The 19,085-nt window shown below is 67.9% G+C and carries 20 protein-coding genes; 12 read left to right on the top strand and 8 right to left on the bottom strand.

Going from position 1 to position 19,085, the window contains the following annotated elements; genetic code table 11:
- The 5 genes from QNJ67_20235 to QNJ67_20215 form a co-directional block, all read right to left on the bottom strand.
- A partial coding sequence (locus QNJ67_20235; protein ID MDJ0611314.1) for a HAMP domain-containing protein occupies positions 1-916 on the bottom strand: 916 nt, incomplete at its 3' end.
- A gap of 17 nt (positions 917-933) precedes the next feature.
- Complete coding sequence (locus QNJ67_20230; protein ID MDJ0611313.1) at positions 934-1,644, bottom strand: response regulator transcription factor; 711 nt, start codon at positions 1,642-1,644, stop codon at positions 934-936.
- Positions 1,645-1,846: 202 nt separating this feature from the next.
- The gene (locus tag QNJ67_20225) at positions 1,847-2,314 is read right to left on the bottom strand and encodes a Dps family protein (GenBank protein MDJ0611312.1); all 468 of its coding nucleotides are present in this window, start codon (positions 2,312-2,314) and stop codon (positions 1,847-1,849) included.
- 165 nt (positions 2,315-2,479) lie between these two features.
- Positions 2,480-3,262 carry a fumarylacetoacetate hydrolase family protein gene (locus QNJ67_20220; protein ID MDJ0611311.1) on the bottom strand — a complete coding sequence of 261 codons (783 nt, stop codon included), beginning with the start codon at positions 3,260-3,262 and terminating at the stop codon, positions 2,480-2,482.
- Positions 3,263-3,277: 15 nt separating this feature from the next.
- The gene (locus QNJ67_20215; GenBank protein MDJ0611310.1) at positions 3,278-5,308 is read right to left on the bottom strand and encodes an elongation factor G; all 2,031 of its coding nucleotides are present in this window, start codon (positions 5,306-5,308) and stop codon (positions 3,278-3,280) included.
- A gap of 257 nt (positions 5,309-5,565) precedes the next feature.
- On the opposite strand from QNJ67_20215, the gene QNJ67_20210 reads away from it, so the two are divergent.
- From QNJ67_20210 to QNJ67_20195, 4 genes are all read left to right on the top strand, one after another.
- On the top strand, positions 5,566-5,877 hold the full coding sequence (locus tag QNJ67_20210) for a ribbon-helix-helix domain-containing protein (protein MDJ0611309.1): 312 nt from the start codon (positions 5,566-5,568) through the stop codon (positions 5,875-5,877).
- Between the two features lie 115 nt (positions 5,878-5,992).
- Positions 5,993-6,388 (top strand): VOC family protein, encoded by a 396-nt coding sequence (locus tag QNJ67_20205; GenBank protein ID MDJ0611308.1) that lies wholly within the window; start codon positions 5,993-5,995, stop codon positions 6,386-6,388.
- Between the two features lie 92 nt (positions 6,389-6,480).
- Positions 6,481-7,035 carry a twin-arginine translocation signal domain-containing protein gene (locus tag QNJ67_20200; protein MDJ0611307.1) on the top strand — a complete coding sequence of 185 codons (555 nt, stop codon included), beginning with the start codon at positions 6,481-6,483 and terminating at the stop codon, positions 7,033-7,035.
- A 17-nt stretch (positions 7,036-7,052) separates the two neighbouring features.
- Entirely contained in the window at positions 7,053-8,621 is a 1,569-nt protein-coding gene (locus QNJ67_20195; protein MDJ0611306.1) for a GMC family oxidoreductase, read from the top strand.
- 79 nt (positions 8,622-8,700) lie between these two features.
- Here QNJ67_20195 and QNJ67_20190 read toward each other — a convergent pair whose 3' ends face one another.
- Complete coding sequence (locus tag QNJ67_20190) at positions 8,701-9,441, bottom strand: GntR family transcriptional regulator (protein MDJ0611305.1); 741 nt, start codon at positions 9,439-9,441, stop codon at positions 8,701-8,703.
- Positions 9,442-9,551: 110 nt separating this feature from the next.
- Here QNJ67_20190 and QNJ67_20185 point away from each other — a divergent pair, with 110 nt between their 5' ends.
- Positions 9,552-9,836, top strand: coding sequence for a UxaA family hydrolase (locus tag QNJ67_20185; GenBank protein ID MDJ0611304.1), 285 nt, complete (start codon positions 9,552-9,554; stop codon positions 9,834-9,836).
- 4 nt (positions 9,837-9,840) lie between these two features.
- Positions 9,841-11,010 carry a UxaA family hydrolase gene (locus QNJ67_20180; GenBank protein MDJ0611303.1) on the top strand — a complete coding sequence of 390 codons (1,170 nt, stop codon included), beginning with the start codon at positions 9,841-9,843 and terminating at the stop codon, positions 11,008-11,010.
- Positions 11,011-11,091: 81 nt separating this feature from the next.
- On the opposite strand, the gene QNJ67_20175 is transcribed toward QNJ67_20180, so the two are convergent.
- Positions 11,092-12,297, bottom strand: a complete 1,206-nt coding sequence (locus tag QNJ67_20175; protein MDJ0611302.1) for an aspartate transaminase — start codon at positions 12,295-12,297, stop codon at positions 11,092-11,094.
- Between the two features lie 251 nt (positions 12,298-12,548).
- Here QNJ67_20175 and QNJ67_20170 point away from each other — a divergent pair, with 251 nt between their 5' ends.
- The 6 genes from QNJ67_20170 (at position 12,549) to QNJ67_20145 (ending at position 18,067) form a co-directional block, all read left to right on the top strand.
- Positions 12,549-14,849 carry a marine proteobacterial sortase target protein gene (locus tag QNJ67_20170; protein ID MDJ0611301.1) on the top strand — a complete coding sequence of 767 codons (2,301 nt, stop codon included), beginning with the start codon at positions 12,549-12,551 and terminating at the stop codon, positions 14,847-14,849.
- 2 nt (positions 14,850-14,851) lie between these two features.
- Positions 14,852-15,475 carry a class GN sortase gene (locus tag QNJ67_20165; protein MDJ0611300.1) on the top strand — a complete coding sequence of 208 codons (624 nt, stop codon included), beginning with the start codon at positions 14,852-14,854 and terminating at the stop codon, positions 15,473-15,475.
- Between the two features lie 63 nt (positions 15,476-15,538).
- Positions 15,539-15,826 carry a hypothetical protein gene (locus QNJ67_20160; protein MDJ0611299.1) on the top strand — a complete coding sequence of 96 codons (288 nt, stop codon included), beginning with the start codon at positions 15,539-15,541 and terminating at the stop codon, positions 15,824-15,826.
- A 232-nt stretch (positions 15,827-16,058) separates the two neighbouring features.
- Positions 16,059-16,553 (top strand): DM13 domain-containing protein, encoded by a 495-nt coding sequence (locus QNJ67_20155; protein MDJ0611298.1) that lies wholly within the window; start codon positions 16,059-16,061, stop codon positions 16,551-16,553.
- A 65-nt stretch (positions 16,554-16,618) separates the two neighbouring features.
- Positions 16,619-17,377 carry a 2OG-Fe(II) oxygenase gene (locus QNJ67_20150; protein ID MDJ0611297.1) on the top strand — a complete coding sequence of 253 codons (759 nt, stop codon included), beginning with the start codon at positions 16,619-16,621 and terminating at the stop codon, positions 17,375-17,377.
- A gap of 144 nt (positions 17,378-17,521) precedes the next feature.
- A complete protein-coding gene (locus tag QNJ67_20145; GenBank protein MDJ0611296.1) occupies positions 17,522-18,067 on the top strand; it encodes a 2'-5' RNA ligase family protein in 546 nt (181 codons plus the stop codon).
- On the opposite strand, the gene carA is transcribed toward QNJ67_20145, so the two are convergent.
- Positions 18,064-19,083, bottom strand: a complete 1,020-nt coding sequence (gene carA, locus QNJ67_20140) for a glutamine-hydrolyzing carbamoyl-phosphate synthase small subunit (GenBank protein MDJ0611295.1) — start codon at positions 19,081-19,083, stop codon at positions 18,064-18,066. The genes QNJ67_20145 and carA overlap by 4 nt on opposite strands.
- Positions 19,084-19,085 lie beyond the last annotated feature (2 nt).

Genomic DNA, 19,085 nt, shown 5'->3' with positions numbered 1-19,085 from the left:
GGAAGCGCTCGAAGATCAGGTCGAGATCCTGCGCCCCGATCCCCGCCGCCGGGTTGACGAAGGACACCTCGACGCCGTCGCCGACCCGTGCCGCCGTGATCTTCACGCGGCCGCCCGGGGTGGCGTACTGCGCGGCGTTCTGGATCAGGTTGCGCAGGACCAGCAGAAGCTTGTCGCGATCGCCCCGGATGTGGCCGGCCCGTTCGCCGATGTCGGTCTCGACCGCGATCTCCTTGTTGTCGAACTGGTACTGGTAGAGCTGGACCACCCGGGCCATCAGGTCGCCGAGCTCGATCTCCTCCTTGCGCAGGAAGGCCTTGGCCGCGTCGGCCTTGGTCAGCTGGTTGAGGTCCTCGACCAAGCGGACCAGGCGCAGGATCTCCTCCTGCAGCATGTCGAAGGTGTCCTTGGAGGGCGGCACCACGCCGTCGGCGAGCGCCTCCAGGTAGCCGCGGATGTTGGTCAGGGGCGTGCGCAGTTCGTGCGCCAGGTCGGTCGCCATCGAGCGGCGCAGGCGCTCGACCCGCTCCAGGGAATCGCTCATCTGGTTGAAGGCCCGGGCCAGCTGGCCGACCTCGTCGCCCGCGCTGGTCTCGACCCGCGCGCTGTAGTCGCCGGCGGCGATCCGGCGGGAGACGGCGGTCATCTGCGAGAGGGGCGCCAGAACTCGGCGGGTCATCAGGAAGGACAGCAGGACCGCCACCGCGAGGGCCAGGAGGCTGCCCTGGACCAGGAAGCGGTGGATCGAGTCGAGGAACATCTGGTGGCTGTCGGCCGGCGAGATGTTGTAGCGCTCCATGATCGCCGAGAAGTAGTCGGCGGCCAGATAGTCGATCGCCAGCCACACGATCAGGATGACCACGGCGATCACCACCGCGTTCACGGCCAGGAGCTTCCACAGGAGGCGGTTGCGCATGGGGCCTCGGATCCGTCTCAGGTCGGCGCGGTCTCGGTGAAGCGGTAGCCGACCCCGCGCACGGTCAGCACGAAGCTCGGCATCGCGGGATCGGGCTCGATCTTCTGCCGCAGCTTGCCGATGTGGACGTCGACCACGCGGTCCACCACGACCCCGCCGTCGGCGTAGAGCCGGTCGAGCAGCTCGGAGCGGGAGAAGACCCGGCCCGGGGCCGACATCAGCGTGTGGAGCAGCTTGTACTCCGACGGCGTCAGCGCCACTTCCGCGCCGCTCAGCGTGACCTTGTGCTTCTCGGGCTCGATCGCCAGGGCGCCGGCGACCAGGCGGCTCGCGGCGGGCGGGCCGGCGGCGGCCGAACGGCGCAGGATTGCCTTGACCCGCTCGACCAGCTCGCGCGGGCTGAAGGGCTTGACCACGTAGTCGTCGGCGCCGAGCGAGAAGCCGAGGATGCGGTCGCTCTCCTCCTCGCGGGCGCTGAGGATCAGAACGGGGGTGTCGGAGGCCTGGCGGATCGCGCGGCACACGTCCCAGCCGTCCAGCTGGGGCAGCATCAGGTCGAGCACGACGAGGCAGGGGTTCTCGGCCCGGCAGAGCGCCAGTCCGGTCCGGCCGTCGTGGGCGACGTGGACGTCGAAGCCCGCCCGCTCGAGATAGGTCGCCACCAGCGAGGCGATCTTGCGGTCGTCCTCGATCACCAGCACCGGTTCTCGGGTCGGCGGATCCTGCATCTCACGCTCTCGTCGCCATGGCGCTCGGGCCGAAGCCCGCGGGAACGGGATGCTAAAGCACTTGCGGGTCCAAGGGAATCGCCCTCGGTCCCGCCGACGCTTGGGCCGTGAAGAAGGAAGAGACGCATTCACCCCTCGCCCTGCCCGGAGGCAGGGCGCTTCCGGGCAGGGCAGGGAGGGTGAACCGGCGACGCGTGTTGGCTCAGTCGAGCAGGCTGCGCAGCATCCAGGCGGTCTTCTCGTGTACCTGCATGCGCTGGGTCAGGAGGTCGGCGGTGACCTCGTCGTTGCCTTCCTCGGCGGCTGGGAAGACCGAGCGCGCCGTGGCGGCGACCGCCTCGTGGCCGGCGACCAGCTGGCCGATCATGTCGGTGGCCGACGGCACGTCCTCGGCCTCGCTGATCGAGCTCAGCTTGCCGAAGGCGGCGTAGCTGCCGGGGGCGTAGTGGCCCAGCGCGCGGATGCGCTCGGCGATCTCGTCCACCGCGGTGGCCAGCTCGGTGTACTCCTGCTCGAACATGGTGTGGAGGGTCTGGAACATCGGGCCGGTGACGTTCCAGTGGAAGTTGTGGGTCTTGAGGTAGAGGGTGTAGCTGTCGGCCAGGAGGCGCGACAGGCCCTCCGCGATGACCGTGCGGTCACTGCTCGCGATGCCGGTGTTGATCTCCATGATCAGGTTCCTCCTCAGGGTCTCGAACGTGGAATGATTCCAAAAAACGTATTAGTGCGCTGATGAACAATACTTAATTGTTCTCAGTTCGGGTTCAAGCGAAGATTCCCTTACAGTCCCGCAAGCGCTGCATGGCAGACCGGCAGGGACTGCAAGGGCTGCCGGTCATCGGATCTGCAGCTCGATCCGGCCGAGCGGGCCGTAGTCGGCGGCGGCCTCGTCGCCCGCCTGGAGCTCGAGGAACTCGGTCACCACGCCGGTCGAGACGATGTCGCCGGACTCGAGCGCCTGGCCGCGTTCCGCCAGGTGGCTGGCGAGCCAGGTGAGGGCGATCAGGGGTCCGCCGAACGCGTTGGCGCCGCGCCCCCGGCTGCGTTCCACGCCGTTCACGCTCAGCACGACTTCCTGCGCCGCCAGGTCCAGGTCGCGCCAGTCCCCTGTGCCCGGCCCCAGGACCAGCGCGCCGTGCACGCCGTTGTCAGCGATCAGCGAGGCGGCGCCCTGGCTCATCCAGTTATCCAGGGCGCTGGTCACGACCTCGAAAGAGGGGTGTACCGAGGCCACGGCGTCCGCCAGGTCCTCGGGCGCGAAGCCGCCGCTCCCGGGCACCGGTTCGCGGCCCAGACGGAACGCGAACTCGGGCTCCAGCAGGCGGAAGGCGAAGGCGTCGCCGAGGACAACCGCCGGGCTGTTGAACAGGCGGCCGCGCAGGATACGGCCGCTGAACGGCCCGTCGACGCCGAGCGCTTCCTGGGCTTTGGCGCTGGTCGCGCCGATCTTGTAGCCGGCGGCGACATCGTCGCTCCCGGCGACGAAGGCCGCCTGGACCCGGTAGCCCTCCGCGACGCTCGACGGCCGGCAGTGGTCCGGCAGCGCCGGGATGGCGCGCCGGTCGCGCCGGGCGGCGAGCAGGAGCCGGGCCGCTTCCTCGGCGGCCTCGGGGGTCACGACCGTCCCGCCACGCTAGGTCGCCTCGGTCCGGTCGGCGATCACCTTCTCGGCCAGCTTGCCGGTCAGCTCCTGCAGGTGATCATAGCGCCAGGCGAAGTTGCCGACGCCGAGGGTGAGCGAGCGCAGCTCGACCACGAGGTCGTGGATCTCCGACTGGGGCATGTAGCACTTCAGCTCGTCCCAGCCGTCCCAGCCCGCCTTGGGCTCGAAGCCCAGGATCTGGCCCCGGCGGCCGCTGACCAGACCGTGGATCTTGTTGGTGAAGTCCGTAGGCACTGCGATGGTCACCTCGTAGATCGGCTCCAGCAGCACGGGATCGCACTTCGGCATGCCTTCCGACATGGCCAGGCGCCCGGCGGTCTTGAAGGCCATGTCGGAGGAATCCACCGTGTGGTACTGGCCGTCGAAGAGATTGACCGAGACGTCGACCACCGGGAAGCCCAGAGGCCCCTTCTCCAGGTATTCCTTCACCCCGTGCTCGACCGCCGGGATGTAGTTCCTGGGGATCGCGCCGCCGACGATGGAGTTGGTGAAGGCGAAGCCCTCGCCGCGGGGCTGCGGCTTGATCTCGACCTGGACGTCGCCGAACTGCCCGTGGCCGCCGGTCTGGCGCTTGAACCGCGAGTGCTGGGTCACGCCCTTGCGGATGGTCTCCTTGTAGGCGGTCAGCGGCAGCGCGGTTTCCACGTCGACGTTGTACTTGCTCTTGAGTCGTTCGGTCGCCAGCCGCAGGTGGATCTCGCCCTGGCCCCACAGCAGCATCTGGTGCGTGCTCGGGTTGTGCTCGATCGAGAGCGAAGGATCCTCCTCGATCAACTTGGCGATGCAGGAGGTCAGCTTGACCTCGTCCTGGCGGTTCTTCGGCGCGACGGCCAGGGAGAAGACCGGCGTCTTGACTTCCGGCCAGGCCATCCCGGAATCGGCGTGGCGCCCCTCGGCGTTCAGCAGCTCGGAGGTCTGCGGCTCTTCCAGCCGGCCCAGCGCGACCAGCTCGCCCGCTTCGGCCTTGTCGATCTTCTGGTTCTCGCCGCCCATCAGGTGGTAGAGCCCGGACACCCGCTCGCCGGCGACGGTCATGCCGTCTTCCATGGCGCCGTCCCAGATGCGGACCACGCTGAGCCGCCCGGTGTGCGCCTGGTGCAGGGTCTTGATCACCGAGGCGGTGAAGGGACCGCCCGTGGGAATGCCCAGCCGTTCCGCCGTCTTGTCCGGTCCGGCGACTTCGTGGCGCAGCACCTTCAGGAGCCGCGTGATGCCGTTGGCGTTATCGGCCGAGCCGAGCAGGACTGGCACGATGAGGTCTTCCTGCAGGTCCTTGGTGAGCTGCTGGTAGATCTCGCCGGGGGCCGGGATCTTGTCCTCGAGCAGCTGCTCGAGCAGGTCGTCGTCGAAATCGGCCAGGGACTCGAGCATTTCCTGGCGCGCCTCGCTCTCCCGTTCCTTGACCGCCTCCGGCATCTCGATCAGGTCGGAGCTCTTGCCTTCCTGATAGTGGTAGGCGCGCTCGCTGACCAGGTCGACGAAGCCGGTGATCTCCTCGCCGTCGCGGATCGGCACCTGGCGCAGCACCAGGGGCTTGGGCGAGACGCCCTGAAGCGCGCTCATCAGATCGCGGACCCGCAGGCTGGCCTTGTCCATCTTGTTGACGAAGAGGACGTGGGGAATCTGGTAGTCTTCCAGAAAACGGAAGATCGGTGCCAAGGTAAGGATCCGCTCGATCTCCGGCTCGGCGACCAGGATGGCGACGTCGGCGGCCATCAGCGCGTTGCGGCTGTCCTGGCTCAACTCGATCGACCCCGGGCAGTCTATGAAGAACCAGCGCTCGCCCAGGTATTCGCAGTGGGCGAAGTTGGGCTCCGTGCTCATCTGGCGGTTGCGCGCCTCGGGCGAGGAATCGCCGACGCTGTTGCCCTCGACGACCGATCCCTTGCGGTGGGTGGCGCCTGCGCCGTGCAGCATCGCCTCGAGCAGGGACGTCTTGCCGCTGGTGTATGGTCCGATGAGTACGGCGCAGCGCGGCGATGATCCGGGCCTTGTCGTCATGTTCGTCTCCCCGTCTTTAGCGTTCGCGCCCGCGTGGCCCTTGATCGAGGCCATCTTCGGCGAGGCGCCTCCCGTCGTGCTTCTGGACCGGTTATGGTTCCAAACAAACCCCCGCCCTTGCAACCCAAAAGGGGGCCGTCCGGCGGCTTCCCGCGTTTGCCTTGCTGCCGGTCGAGCGTGCTAGACTGAGAAAAACATTCAGGCCGCCGACCGCGGGCCGCCGGGGCGGAAATGGCCGAAGCCAGGGAGGGACGAGCATGTGCCAGATTTTCGCCGGCCAGGATCCGGCCGACTACGAGAGCGTGACCCGCTCGGTGCGGCTGGCGGGCCACGCGACCAGCATCCGCCTGGAAGCCACTTTCTGGGAAATCCTGGACGACCTGGCAGCGCGGCAGGGACTGACCACGCCGCGCTTCCTCTCCATGCTCTACGACGAGGTGCTCGAGCAGCGCGGCGAGATCGCCAACTTCGCGTCGCTGCTCAGGGTCGGCTGCGTGCTCTACCTCAAGGAGCCCGGGACAGTAACGGCGGAGGCGCGCCTCGAACTGATGGCCGGTGCGGCCGAATAGCGGCGCGGGCACGGTTTCCTGACGGTGTTGTAGTAGCGGACTACCACCACCGCCTCTCAGCCCGGCGGTATCCTGAACCGAGGGCCAGACGACTGGGGAAAGGGAGGAGCCGACGATGGCGAAGGCGATCCATACGATGATCCGGGTGCTCGATCTCGACCGCTCGATCGACTTCTACGGCCGGGCCTTCGGACTCAAGGTCGCCGATCACTTCGATTTCGACGGCTTCGCGCTGGTCTATCTGCGCAACGAGGAGAACGACTTCGAGATCGAGCTGACTCTGAACAAGGGCGAGACCGAGCCCTACACCCACGGGTCCGGCTATGGCCACGTCGCGGTTTGCGTCGACGACGCCAAGGCCGAGCATCATCGCTTCAAGGAGCTCGGCCTGGCGCCGAACGACGTCAAGGAATTCCACCGCGACGGTGCGCTGATGGCCCGGTTCTTCTTCGTCCAAGACCCCGACGGCTACAAGATCGAGGTGCTGGAGCGGCACGGGCGCTACCAGTAGGGCGCCGCCGCCAGGCGGCGTCTTTCCGCGGATTCGGGCGCCAAGGACCCGAGCCGCAAGCAAGAAAAGAACGGAACGGGAAGGAAACTTAAATGAGCAAGTCAGGTATGAACCGCCGCCAGTTCCTGCAGACCAGTTCCCTGGCTGCGGCCGGCGCGGCGGTGGTCGCTTCGGGCACGGTCCTGATGTCGAGCGACGGGGCCTGGGCCCTGGATCTGCAGAGCCTCAGCGCCCACGAGGGCATGACCCTCCTGAAGATGAGCCGCAGGCTCTATCCCCACGATACGCTGAGCGACATCTACTACGCCGCGGTGGTCGGGGCGCTGGACAGTGAGGCCAAGGGCAACGCCGATACGGCGGCGCTGATCAAGGATGGGGTCGGCAAGCTGGACGCGGCCAAGGGCGTCAAGTGGGTCGAGCTCTCCGATGGCTATCAGCTCGAGGTGCTGACCGCGATGCAGGACGACGCCTTCTTCCAGAAGGTGCGCGGCACCACCGTGGTCAGCCTCTACAACGACCGGCTGGTCTGGCGCCACTTCGGATACGAGGGGCCGTCCTACGAGTTCGGCGGCTACCTCGACCGCGGCTTCGACGACCTGAACTGGCTCGAGCGTCCTTCCGAGGACGCCAGCCCCAAGGCCGGCTGAGCGGGGAGGCGGGAACAATGGCGAAATTCGACCTGAACGACGACTCGGTCGTCGCGATCATCGGCTCCGGGGCGGGCGGCGGTACCCTGGCCAACGAGCTCTGCCAGAAGGGCGTCAAGGTGGTGCTGCTGGAGGCTGGCGGGCGCGAGGAGATCACCGACTTCCAGAACGACGAGTGGGGCTCCTTCGGTCAGATCTCCTGGCTCGATAAGCGGACCACCTCGGGCACCTGGCGCGTCGCCAAGGACTTCGCGGGCCTGCCGGCCTGGATCTGCAAGACCGTCGGCGGCTCGACGGTGCACTGGGCCGGCGCCTCGCTGCGCTTCCAGGAGCACGAGTTCCGGGTCAAGAGCGAGTACGGCGAGATCGATGGTGCTAGCCTGCTCGACTGGCCGGTGACGCTGGCGGACCTCGAGCCCTACTACGCCAAGGCCGAGGACAAGATGGGCGTGACCCGGACCAACGGCATTCCCGGCCTGCCCGGCAACAACAACTTCATGGTCATGTACGCCGGGGCCAAGCGGCTCGGCTACAAGGACGTCCACACCGGCCGCATGGCGATCAATAGCCGGCCGCGCGACGGCCGCGCCGCCTGCCAGCAGATCGGCTTCTGCTTCCAGGGCTGCAAGTCGGGGGCCAAGTGGTCGACGCTCTATGTCGAGATTCCGAAGGCCGAGGCGACCGGCAATCTCGACCTTAGGACCGAGGCCCAGGTGCTGCAGATTCAGCACGACGATGCTGGCAAGGTTTCGGGCGTGCTCTACGCCGACAAGGACGGCAATCAGCAGCTGCAGAAGGCCCGGGCCGTCTGCGTCGCCGGCAACTCGATCGAGACGCCGCGCCTTCTGCTCAACTCGGCCTCCTCAAAGTTCCCCGACGGCCTGGCCAATTCCTCGGGGCAGGTCGGCAAGAACTACATGCGGCACATGACCGGCTCGGTCTACGCGACCTTCGACCGGCCGGTGAACATGTACCGGGGGACGACCATGGCCGGCATCATCGCCGACGAGTCGGTCAACGACCCGAGCCGTGGCTTTGTCGGCGGCTACGAGATGGAGACCCTCTCTCTCGGCCTGCCCTTCATGGCGGCCTTTCTCAACCCCGGGGCCTGGGGCGCCGACTTCACCGCAGCCATGGACGAGTACGAGAACATGGCCGGCATGTGGCTGGTCGGCGAGGACATGCCGCAGGAGAAGAACGCCATCACGCTGCACGCCAGCGAGAAGGACCAGTTCGGCCTTCCGGTGCCCAACGTCCACTTCGACGACCACGCGAACGACGTGGCCATGCGCAACCATGCCTACAAGCAGGGCTCGGCGGTCTACGAGGCGGTCGGGGCGAAGCGGGTGGTCGAGACGCCGCCCTATCCCTCGACCCACAACCTGGGCACCTGCCGTATGAGCGCCAAGGCCGCCGACGGCGTCTGCAACGCTTTCGGCCAGACCCACGACATCAAGAACCTCTTCATCTCGGACGGCAGCCAGTTCACCACGGGCGGCGCGGAGAACCCGACGCTGACCATCGTGTCCTTGGCGATCCGCCAGGCGGACCACATCGCCCAGCAGATGAAAGCAGGCGAAATCTAGATCTCCCTGTCTGGACACCTTCGGCCCCGGCGCAGGATGCCCGGGGCCTTTTTCTTTGGGTGGGCGTGTTGTTTGGTCTTTACCGCAGCACGTTGCGGTAGGCGAAGAACCGGGTGTCCAGCAGGCTCACCCGCCATTCCACCGGCTTGTCGTCGAAGCTGATGGCCACGCGGTCGATCGCCAAGAGCGGTGTGCCGGGCTTGATGCCGAGCACCCGGGCGACCCGGCCGCCGGCCGATGCCGCGCGCAGGGTCTCGTCGGCGCGCCTGATCGTAATGCCGTAGCGGTGCTGATAGTGGTCGTAGAGCGTGTTGGGCAGGCTCTCCTCCCGCTCCAGCCCGGGGAAGAGTGCGAGCGGCAGGACGACCCGCTCGACCAGCGCGTCGCGGCCCGCCAGGGGGCGCACCCGGTCGAGCCGGAGCACCCGGGCGCGGCCGCTCAGGGCCAGCCGGCGCCGTTCCTCGGTGGTGGCGGCGCCGACCTCGCGGCCGAGCTCCCGGCTGTCGGGAATCGCCTGTTCGCCGTCCTCGCCGACCACGCTGAAGAAGCGGAACAGCGAGCTGTCCGGCGTCTGGGCCGCGACGAAGGTGCCGCGGCCCTGTTGGCGCACGACGAGGCGCTCGAGGGCGAGGGAGTCGAGCGCCTTCCTGACCGTGCCCGGGCTGACGCCGAGCGACTCCGCCAGCTTGGGCTCGGCCGGCAGGAGCGAACCCGGCGGCCAGTCACCGCTGGCGATCCGATCCTGCAGGATCTGCCTAACCTGGCGGTAGAGCGGCTCGAAACGGGGCGCCGCCGCGCCGCTTTCCTCGGATGCGCTCACGCTCTCCTCCTGGCTTGAAATTCTTATATAAGATAAATGATCTTTGACAACGAAAACCGCCGGACCTAAGTTCCAGCGCTTAGGATAAATTCGGGAAGGGAGCGGGGCATATGACCACGCATTTCATTGTCCACGACAAGACCGACACGGTCGGCGTCGTCGTGGTCGAGGGCGTCGAGGCCGGTGCCGATCTGACCGGCTGGCTGATGGAGACCGACGAGACGATCAGCGCCAAGGCGCTCGATTCGATTCCCCTGGGCCACAAGATCGCGCTGGGCGACATCGCCGACGGCGACGCCGTCCTCAAGTACGGCCACGACATCGGCAAGGCCGTGGCGGCGATCCCGGCGGGCAGCCATGTCCACGTCCAGAACCTCAAGACCAAGAAGTGGTAGAGCCATGAGCGACATGAAATTCCTCGGCTACCGGCGCGAGAACGGCCGCGTCGGCATCCGCAACCATGTGGCGATCCTGCCGCTCGACGACCTGTCCAACGCGGCCTGCGAGAAGGTGGCCAACAATGTCCAGGGCACGCTGGCCCTGCCGCACAGCTACGGCCGGCTGCAGTTCGGCGAGGACCTGGAGCTGCACTTCCGCACCCTGATCGGCACCGGTTCCAATCCCAACTGCGCGGCGGTCATCGTGATCGGCATCGAGCCGGGCTGGACCGGCCGCGTGGTCGAGGGCATCGCCAAGACCGGCAAGCCGGTCGAGGGCTTCGCGATCGAGCGCAACGGCGAGATCAAGACCGTCGCGGCGGCCAGCCGCAAGGCCCAGGAGTTCGTCCAGGCGGCTTCCGAGCTGCGGCGCGAGCCCTGTGCGATGGAAGACCTCTGGATCTCGGTCAAGTGCGGCGAGTCCGACACCACGTCGGGCCTGGCCTCCAATCCGACGGTCGGCAACCTGATCGACAAGCTGGATCCCCTGGGCGCCACCACCTGCTTCGGCGAGACTTCGGAGATCACCGGGGCCGAGCAGGTCTGCGCGAAGCGCGGCAAGACCAAGGAGGCCGGAGAGAAGTTCCTCGCCACCTGGCAGGCCTACATGGACGAGGTGATCGAGCCCTACAAGACCAGCGACCTCTCCGAGAGCCAGCCGACCAAGGGCAACATCGAGGGCGGCTTGACGACGATCGAGGAAAAAGCCTTCGGCAACCTGGAGAAGATCGGCAAGAAGACCCAGTTCGTCGACGTGCTCGGCCCGGCCGAGGCGCCGGCCAAGGGCCCCGGCCTCTACTTCATGGACACCTCCTCGGCGGCGGCCGAGTGCGTGACCCTGCAGGCGGCGGCGGGCTTCGTCGTGCACCTCTTCCCGACTGGCCAGGGCAACGTGATCGGCAACCCGATCGAGCCGGTGATCAAGCTGACCGCCAACCCGCGCACGGCGCGCGAGATGAGCGAGCACGTCGACCTCGACGTCTCGGGCATCCTGCGCCGCGAGATGACCCTGGACAGCGCGGGCGACGCCCTGATCGACATGACGATCCGCACCTGCAACGGGCGCCTGACCGCCGCCGAGGTGCTGGGCCACCGCGAGTTCGTCATGACAAAACTCTATCGGAGCGCTTAAGCGGGCTTCGCCCCGGCTTTTCCCCATGCGGGGCTCAAGGGCCGGGGCGCCGCCTGAGACCGCGGATGCGAAGCGCTCCGGTCAGCCGGTCAGGGCCTCGCAGGCCCGCTTGATCCGCGCGCAGGCCTCTTCCAGGGCCTCGGTCGAGGTGGCGTAGGAGATCCGGAAGTAGGGCGAGAGGCCGAAGGCGACCCCCTGAACCGCGGCCACGCCCTCGGCCTCCAGCAGATAGGTCACGAAGTCGCTGTCGGTCTCGATGGTCTTGCCGTCGGGCGTTTTCTTGCCGATCGCCCCGGCGCAGGAAGGATAGACGTAGAAGGCGCCTTCCGGCTTGTGGCAATGCAGGCCCGGGCACTTGTTGAGCCGGTCGACGACGAGGTCGCGCCGCGACTTGAACACCTCGTTGTGGGCGGCGATGAAGTCCTGCGGGCCGTTAAGCGCCTCGATGGCGGCCGCCTGGCTGATCGAGGAGGGGTTGCTGGTCGACTGCGACTGCACCTTGGACATGGCCTTGATAAGCTGGACCGGCCCGGCGCCGTAGCCGATCCGCCACCCGGTCATGCAGTAGGCCTTGGAGACGCCGTTCATCGTCAACGTCCGGTCCTTAAGCCCCGGTTCCACCTGGGCCGCGGTCGTGAAACGAAAGTCGTCGTAGACCAAGTGCTCGTACATGTCGTCGGTCAGCACCCAGACCTGTTCGTGGCGCAGCAGCACCTCGGTCAGCGCCTTAAGCTCGTCTTGCGTGTAGGCCGAGCCGGTCGGGTTCGAGGGGCTGTTGAGGATCAGCCACTTGCTCTTGGGCGTGATCGCCGCCTCCAGGTCCTCGGCGGTCAGCTTGAAGTTGTTGTTCTGGGCGCAGGGCACGAAGACCGGCTCGCCACCGGCGAGCAGCACCATGTCGGGATAGCTGACCCAGTAGGGAGCGGGGATGATGACCTCGTCGCCGGGGTCGAGCGTCGCCATCAGGGCGTTGTAGAGCACCTGCTTGCCGCCGGTGCCGACCGAGACCTGCTCGGGCGCGTAGTCCAGCCCGTTCTCCCGCTTGAACTTGGCGCAGATCGCCGCCTTCAGCTCCGCCGTGCCGTCGACCGCGGTGTATTTGGTCTGGCCGTCCTGGATCGCGGCGATGGCAGCCGCCTTGATGTTGTCCGGCGTATCGAAGTCGGGCTCGCCGGCGCCCAGTCCGATCACGTCCTGGCCGGCCGCCTTGAGCTCGCGCGCCTTCTGCGACACGGCGATGGTCGGCGACGGCTTGATGCGGGACAGACGTTCTGCGATCAGCGACATGGCTGCGATCCTCTCGGAGGTCATCGGACGGAGGGGCCGAACTGGGCTCGGCCGCACGGTAGGCCAGGCGCGGATCGCTGGCAACCGCGCAGGACGGCCCGGTTCGGCCGGCCGTCCGGCCTCATTGCGGCCACAAAGCGTCACGCAATCGCCCCCGGGCCGTCTCTCGGCCGCCGCGCCCGGAAGCTGAAATGGCAGCCTCTCGAAACGGCACGGCGCCTATTCGAAGGCGAAAAGCAGGGGGTAAAGCCATGGATCTGGATGACAGGCAGCAGGATTTCGCTCGCGCGCCCGGTGAGGCTCCTCTCGACTGGGCCGGGTTGGCCCAGAAGGCCCTGACCTGGACCGCGCGCCTTACGGTGACGGCGCTATTCACCATCCTCCTGGTGCTCTCGGTGCGGGCGGCGGAAGCCGCCCCGAGCGCCCCCGCCGCGAGCGCCGAAGCGATTCGCGCCGGCCTGTTCTTCAAATCGGGACGGCCGGATGCGGTCCTGGAGGCACCGACTTTGGCCAGCGAGGTCGAGATCCGGATTCACGGCCAGGTCGCTCGCGTCACGGTTCGGCAGCGCTTCCACAATCCCTCCAAGGCCTGGCTGGAGGGCGTCTATGTCTTCCCGCTGCCTGAACGCTCGGCGGTCGACGAGCTGATCATGACGGTGGGAGGTCGACGGGTCGTCGGCCAGGTCATGGAACGGGAGGCCGCTAAACAGGTCTATCTCAAGGCGGCGCGGGAGGGCCGCCGGGCCGGCTTGCTCGCTTCAGCCCGGCCCAACGTCTTCGTCACCTCGGTCGCCAACGTCGGACCCGGCGAAACGGTCACGATCGAGATCGGGTATCAGGACCGGATCGGCTTCGAGCGCGGCCGGATGAGCTATCGCTTCCCCATGGTCGTGGCGCCACGCTTCACGCCGCCGGGACCGGAAATGGTCCGGGCCCTGCCGACGCCCCTGATCGGTCAGCCCAAGGCCCGCGACATCGCCCTGCAGCGGGAAACCGCGGCCGGCGGCGCGCAGGGTGTGCTGGGCGCCGATCTCTTCGGCCCGGTGCGCCATCCCGATCTGGGTTCTGCGAATCCCCTCGAACTGAGAGTCTCCATCGATGCGGGCCGGCCGCTTGCCGACCTGGAAAGCCCCTCCCATCCGATCAATATCGAGGCGGAGGGAATCGGCCGTGCCCGCGTCACCCTGGCGCGAGGCAGCGTGCCGGCCGACCGGGATTTCGTCCTGCAGTGGCGGCCGGAAGTGGGGAGGGAGCCGGAGGCCGCGCTCTTCGCCGAAGAGAAGAACGGCTCGAGCTATCTGCTCCTGGACCTGCTGCCGCCCGAGGCAATGGCCGGCGCCTCCGGCCCGTCCGAACAGCGGCGCGACCTCGTCCTGGTGGTCGACCGCTCGGGCTCCATGCACGGGGTCGCCCTGGACCAAGCGAAACACGCTCTCGCGCTCGCCCTCGACAGCCTCGCTCCGGGCGACCGCTTCAACATCCTCTCCTTTGCCAGCGACACGCGGACGCTGTTCCGCGGCTCGCGACCGGCCTCCGAGGCCAATCTGTCCCAGGCGCGCCGTCACATCACGGCGCTCAACGCCAACGGCGGAACCATGATGCGCCCGGCGCTGGTCCAGGCCCTCAGCGAGCCGCCGCTGCCGGAGTACCTCCGGCAGGTGGTCTTCCTGACCGACGGCGCGGTCAGCAACGAGCACGAGCTGTTCCTCGACATCGCGGCCAGGCTCGGCGAGTCGCGCCTCTTCACCGTCGGCCTGGGGTCCGCGCCGAACGGCTATTTCATGCGCCGCGCCGCGGAGCTGGGACGCGGCAGCTTCGTGACGATCAGCAACAGGGACCAGGTCGCGGGCCGCATGGGCAGCCTGTTCCGCAAGCTCGAGCAGCCCCAGGTCACCGATGTCGCGGTCGAATGGCCGGCGCCCCTGGCGCGAGGGGTGACGCTGTATCCGGCCGTGCTGCCGGACCTCTACGCCGACCAGCCGATCAGTCTCTCGGCGCGCTTCGAGGGGCGGACGCTGGAGTCCCTGTCCGGCGACCTCGTCGTCACGGCGCGCCGCGGCGCCGCGCTCTGGCGCCGCACGGTCTCCCTGGCGGGGCTACGCCCGGCCAGGGGCGTCGCCGCCATCTGGGCGCGCGGGCGCTTCGCCGACATCCAGGACGGGGCCTATCGCGGCGTCGACCGCGAGACCATCCGCCGCGAGGCCATCCCCCTCGCGCTCGAACACCGCCTGGTCACCAGCTATACCAGCCTGGTGGCGGTCGAAGCGGAGAGGACGCGACCCGATGACATGGCGCTGCGGCGCCATGAGGTCGCCCGAAACCTGCCGGCGGGCATGTCCTTCGAGAAGGTCTTCGGCGAGCCGGAGGCGGTGATGCCGCTGCGGCCGGTGCCGCGGACGCTGCTGCGCGACGCGGCATTCCGGGGCGAGGCCGTCGCCCTGCCCCAGGGCGCGACACCGGCGCCGGTGCTGTTGCTCGGCGCCTCCGTCCTTTTCGCCTTCGGCGCGGCCTGTCTTCTAGCTGCCCGCCGGCCGAGGCGGCGCGGAGCCTGAAGATGGCCGGGCGCCCTCGGCTGCGCCGTGGCGCCGCGGTGCTTGGCCTGCTGGCCCTTGCCGCGGGACTCCTGCTGCTCGGCCAGGCCGGATGGATCCACGCTAAGGCCCGGCTCGCCGAGGGCCTGCTCGAGCGGGCCTGGGCCCAGACCCGAGCCGCGGGCGGCGGCATCTTCCGGCCCTGGCCCTGGGCCGATACCTACCCGGTGGCGCGTCTCCGGGTGCCCGACCGCGGTATCGACCGGATCGTGCTGGCCGGAGCGAGCGGCCGGACCCTGGCCTTCGGCCCGGGCCATCTCGACGGCAGTGCGCCGCCGGGCCGGGACGGACACGCGGTGATTGCGGGGCACCGCGACACCCACTTCCGCTTCCTCCAGCATCTGCAGCCCGGGGATGCCGTCGAGGTGGAACGTCCCGACGGCCGTCGTCTGCGTTACCAGGTCGAGGCCGGCCAGGTGATCGACTCGCGCGCGGCTCGTCTCGCGCCGGCGGTGGGCCCGCCGGCCCTCACGTTGATCACGTGCTATCCATTCAATTCCTTCGATCTCGGTGGCCCGCTCCGCTATCTGGTCTTCGCCCGGGCCTTCCCTGGCCAGAATCAGAGCGCGTTAACCGAAGATTTCTAACCTTTGGTCTAGGATCTCTGGACAAGGTCTTGGCCTCCCTTTGCCAGTCGAGAAGTCATCGCGATGTCGGTTCTGATCGCCTTCGAAGTCCAGGTTTTCGAGCACGAGCAGTGGCAGATCGAGGCCATACATCCCGACCGGGACGAGGCTCTGATCGAGGCTCGACGCATCGAAGAAGGGGTGCGCCCGCGCGAGACCCGGGTGGTCGAGGAGATCTTTGACCAGGACAGCGGACGCACCAAGAGCACGGTGATCTACACCACGTCGGCTTTGCGGGAAGATCGCAAGAGGTCGAAGCTGCAGGCCGATCGCATCCGCGGACGCGCGCTCCGCGAGGTTAAAGGCCGGTAAGCCACGACCCGCTGCGACCTGGAACCACGCAGCGCTTCAGCTTTCGGCCGGCACAGCGCATACGGCTGATAATTTAATCAAAATCAATGGATTGCTTGTTGGTCGCCGGGACCGGCCCCGGTTACCGGCGCGCGCTGCCGAGCGCGCTGCGCCGGCGCGAATCGGCCGTTGAGCTTTCGTCGGTTCGGTGTAGGCTGGCGCTCTGCGTCGTCCGCCACAGGGGAGAGGGACCATGGGCCGGATCGTCGTCAGCCTTCTGGTCGGCTGCGTGCTCGGCGGTTTCGTCGGTTTCGCGGCGGGCATCTTCATCTTCCCCTACATCTTCCTCGCGGACATGGTGGCCGAGGAGCGTCTGGACAACGCTGAGACAAGGACGGTGTTGGCGACCGGCGCCTTCATACACGCCAATCCCAACGACCCGGTGCATTACGGCAGCGGCAAGGTCACGCTGTTTCAGGACGCGGTCTTCCTTGACGAGGATTTTGAGGTGGGCCCCGGCCCCAAGTACCACGTCTATCTCGTGCCCCTGGATGACGTGACGCCGGATACCGATGTCGAGGCTTCGGCTTTCGTGGACCTGGGCCGCCTGCGGGCCTTCAAGGGAAGCCAGGTCTTCAGGATTCCCGAGACGGTCGATCCCGCGGGCTACGCCTCCGTGGTGATCTGGTGCGAGCAGTTCGGTGTGCTGATCTCGCCCGCCCGGTTGGTCTTCCAGAAGTCCGGCTGACGCCGCAAGATTCGGGTGGATCTTCCGGGCGGACACCGGGACCATGGACCCGACGGAGGGCTTCCATGGCATCATCACAGGATTTGCAGTCCCGATCCGAGGTGGCCGCCGAGGACGCCGGCGTGGAACGACGGCTCGCCCGGCGCGCCTGGGGCGCGGTCGAAGCAGGCTTGGACGGGCGCGGCTACGCGCTTCTGGAACGGCTTCTCGAGCCTCGCGAATGCCGGGAACTGGGCGCGCTCTTCACGCAGGACGAGGGCTTCCGCAGCACCGTCCAGATGGCGCGTCACGCCTACGGCGAGGGCGTCTACCGCTATTTCGACTACCCGCTGCCGCCGCTGGTCGAGGGGCTGCGCCAGGAACTCTATCGCCGACTGACGCCCCTGGCCAACAGCTGGGCCGAGCGCCTCCGCCTCGACCTCAGCTATCCGCCGGAGCTCGCTGATTTTCTCACCGCATGCCGTGGCGCCGGCCAGACGCGCGCGACCCCCCTCCTGCTCCGCTACGAGGCGGAAGGCCATAATTGCCTGCATCAGGACCGCTATGGCGCGCTCGCCTTTCCCTTCCAGGTAGCTGTCCTGCTCAGCGCGCCGGGGGTCGATTTCACGGGCGGTGAATTCCTCCTGGTCGAGCAGCGGGCGCGCCGCCAGTCCCGGGCCGAGGTCGTGTCCCTTAAACAGGGAGACGCCGTGATCTTCGCCGGCCAGCTGCGCCCGGTGCCGAGCGCCCGGGGCTTCTCCCGCGCGCAGCTGCGCCACGGCGTGAGCCGCGTCACCGAGGGTGAGAGAACCACGCTGGGCATCATTTTCCACGACGCGCAGTAAGCCGGCTGAAACCAGAGCGGATCGCTTTGCGTCGGTTCCTTGCCCTGGTGCCGGCGAAACCGAATGCCTGGATCAAGAGGTTAACAATTCCCTGCTAGAGTGCTTGGCATTTCCCGCTCGTCGCTTTCGCAAAGAAGGTGATTCATGCCGCTCGCCATATCGCTCTGCCTCGATCCCGCGTCGGCCGGCCGGATTACTGAACTATGGCGCAGCCTCTCAGCCGACGGGCTTGCCGGGCTCGACAACGGAGCGCCCTACCGGCCGCACATCACCCTCGGGCTCTACGATGCTCTCGACGTGGCCGCCGCCAAGCAGCGGCTCGAGCGCTTCGTCGCCGGCAAGCCCACGATGGTGGCGGGTTTCTCGGGCCTGGGCGTGTTTCCCGGCGACAGCAACATTCTCTGGGCCATGCCCGACCCGGACCTGCGTCTGCTCGGCTTCCACGCCGAGCTGCACGACGCCTTGGGGGTGGAAACCCACCCGCACTATCGGGTCGGCAAGTGGGTGCCCCACTGCACCCTGGCCGCCAACCTCGACCACGAGACGCTGATGCGCGCCTTGACCACGCTCGTGCCGCGGTGGAAGCCGTTCCTCGGATGGTTCGACCGCATCGACCTTGTCCGTTTCGACCCGGTCGAGGTGCTCTGGCGCTTCGAGCTGGCCGCCGCCAACGATCCGGATCTCGACTAGCCGGCCTTGTGGCGCTCGATCGCGGCCACGAAACGTTCGAAGAGATAGTGGCTGTCCTGCGGGCCGGGCGAGGCCTCCGGGTGATACTGCACCGAGAAGACCGGGCGGTCCTTGAGCCGGAGGCCCTCGTTGCTGCCGTCGAAGAGAGAACGGTGGGTCGCTTCGGTGCCCTCCGGCAGGGACTCTTCGACGACGACGAAGCCGTGGTTCTGGCTGGTGATCTCGACCTTGCCGGTCGCCAAGTCCTTGACCGGGTGGTTGGCGCCCCGGTGGCCGAGATGCATCTTCTCGGTGCGCGCGCCGAGCGCCAGGGCCAGGATCTGATGGCCTAGGCAGATGCCGAACATCGGCAGTCCGCTCTCGATCAGCGCCTGCACGGTGGCGACGGCGTAGCGGCCGGTCGCCGCCGGGTCGCCCGGACCGTTGGACAGGAAGACCCCGTCGGGCGCCATCTCGAGGATTCGGTCGGCCGCACAGTCGGCCGGCACCACCGTGACCTTGCAGCCGAGCGAGGCGAGGCATCGCAGGATGTTTCGCTTCGCCCCGAAGTCGATCGCCACCACGTGGTGACGCGGGCTCTCGAGCCGGCCGTAGCCCCCGCTCGGAGACCAGGCGGTTTCCTGCCAGACGTAGCTCTGGGTGCAGGAGACCTCCTTCGCCAGGTCCATACCCTCGAGCCCGGCCCACCCGCGCGCCGCCTCGCCCATCGAGTCCAGGTTCAGCGCGCCTTCGGGATCGTGACCGATGCAGCCGCGGGGCGCCCCGCGGTCCCTGATCCGTCCGGTCAGGGCCCGCGTGTCGATGCCGCCCAGCCCGACCAGCCCGTGGGTCTTGAGGAAGGCATCGAGATGCTCGCTGGCACGCCAGTTTGACGGATCGGTGATGTCCAAGCGCAGCACCAGCCCGCGCGCGAAGGGCGTGGTCGTCTCCATGTCCTCCCTGTTGGCGCCTACATTGCCGACATGGGGGAAGGTGAAGGTGATGATCTGTCCGGCGTAGGACGGATCGGTCAGGATCT

Source organism: Kiloniellales bacterium (assembly GCA_030064845.1).
Classification (GTDB): Bacteria; Pseudomonadota; Alphaproteobacteria; order Kiloniellales; family JAKSDN01; genus JASJEC01.
This window is presented reverse-complemented; position numbering and strand designations above follow the sequence as displayed.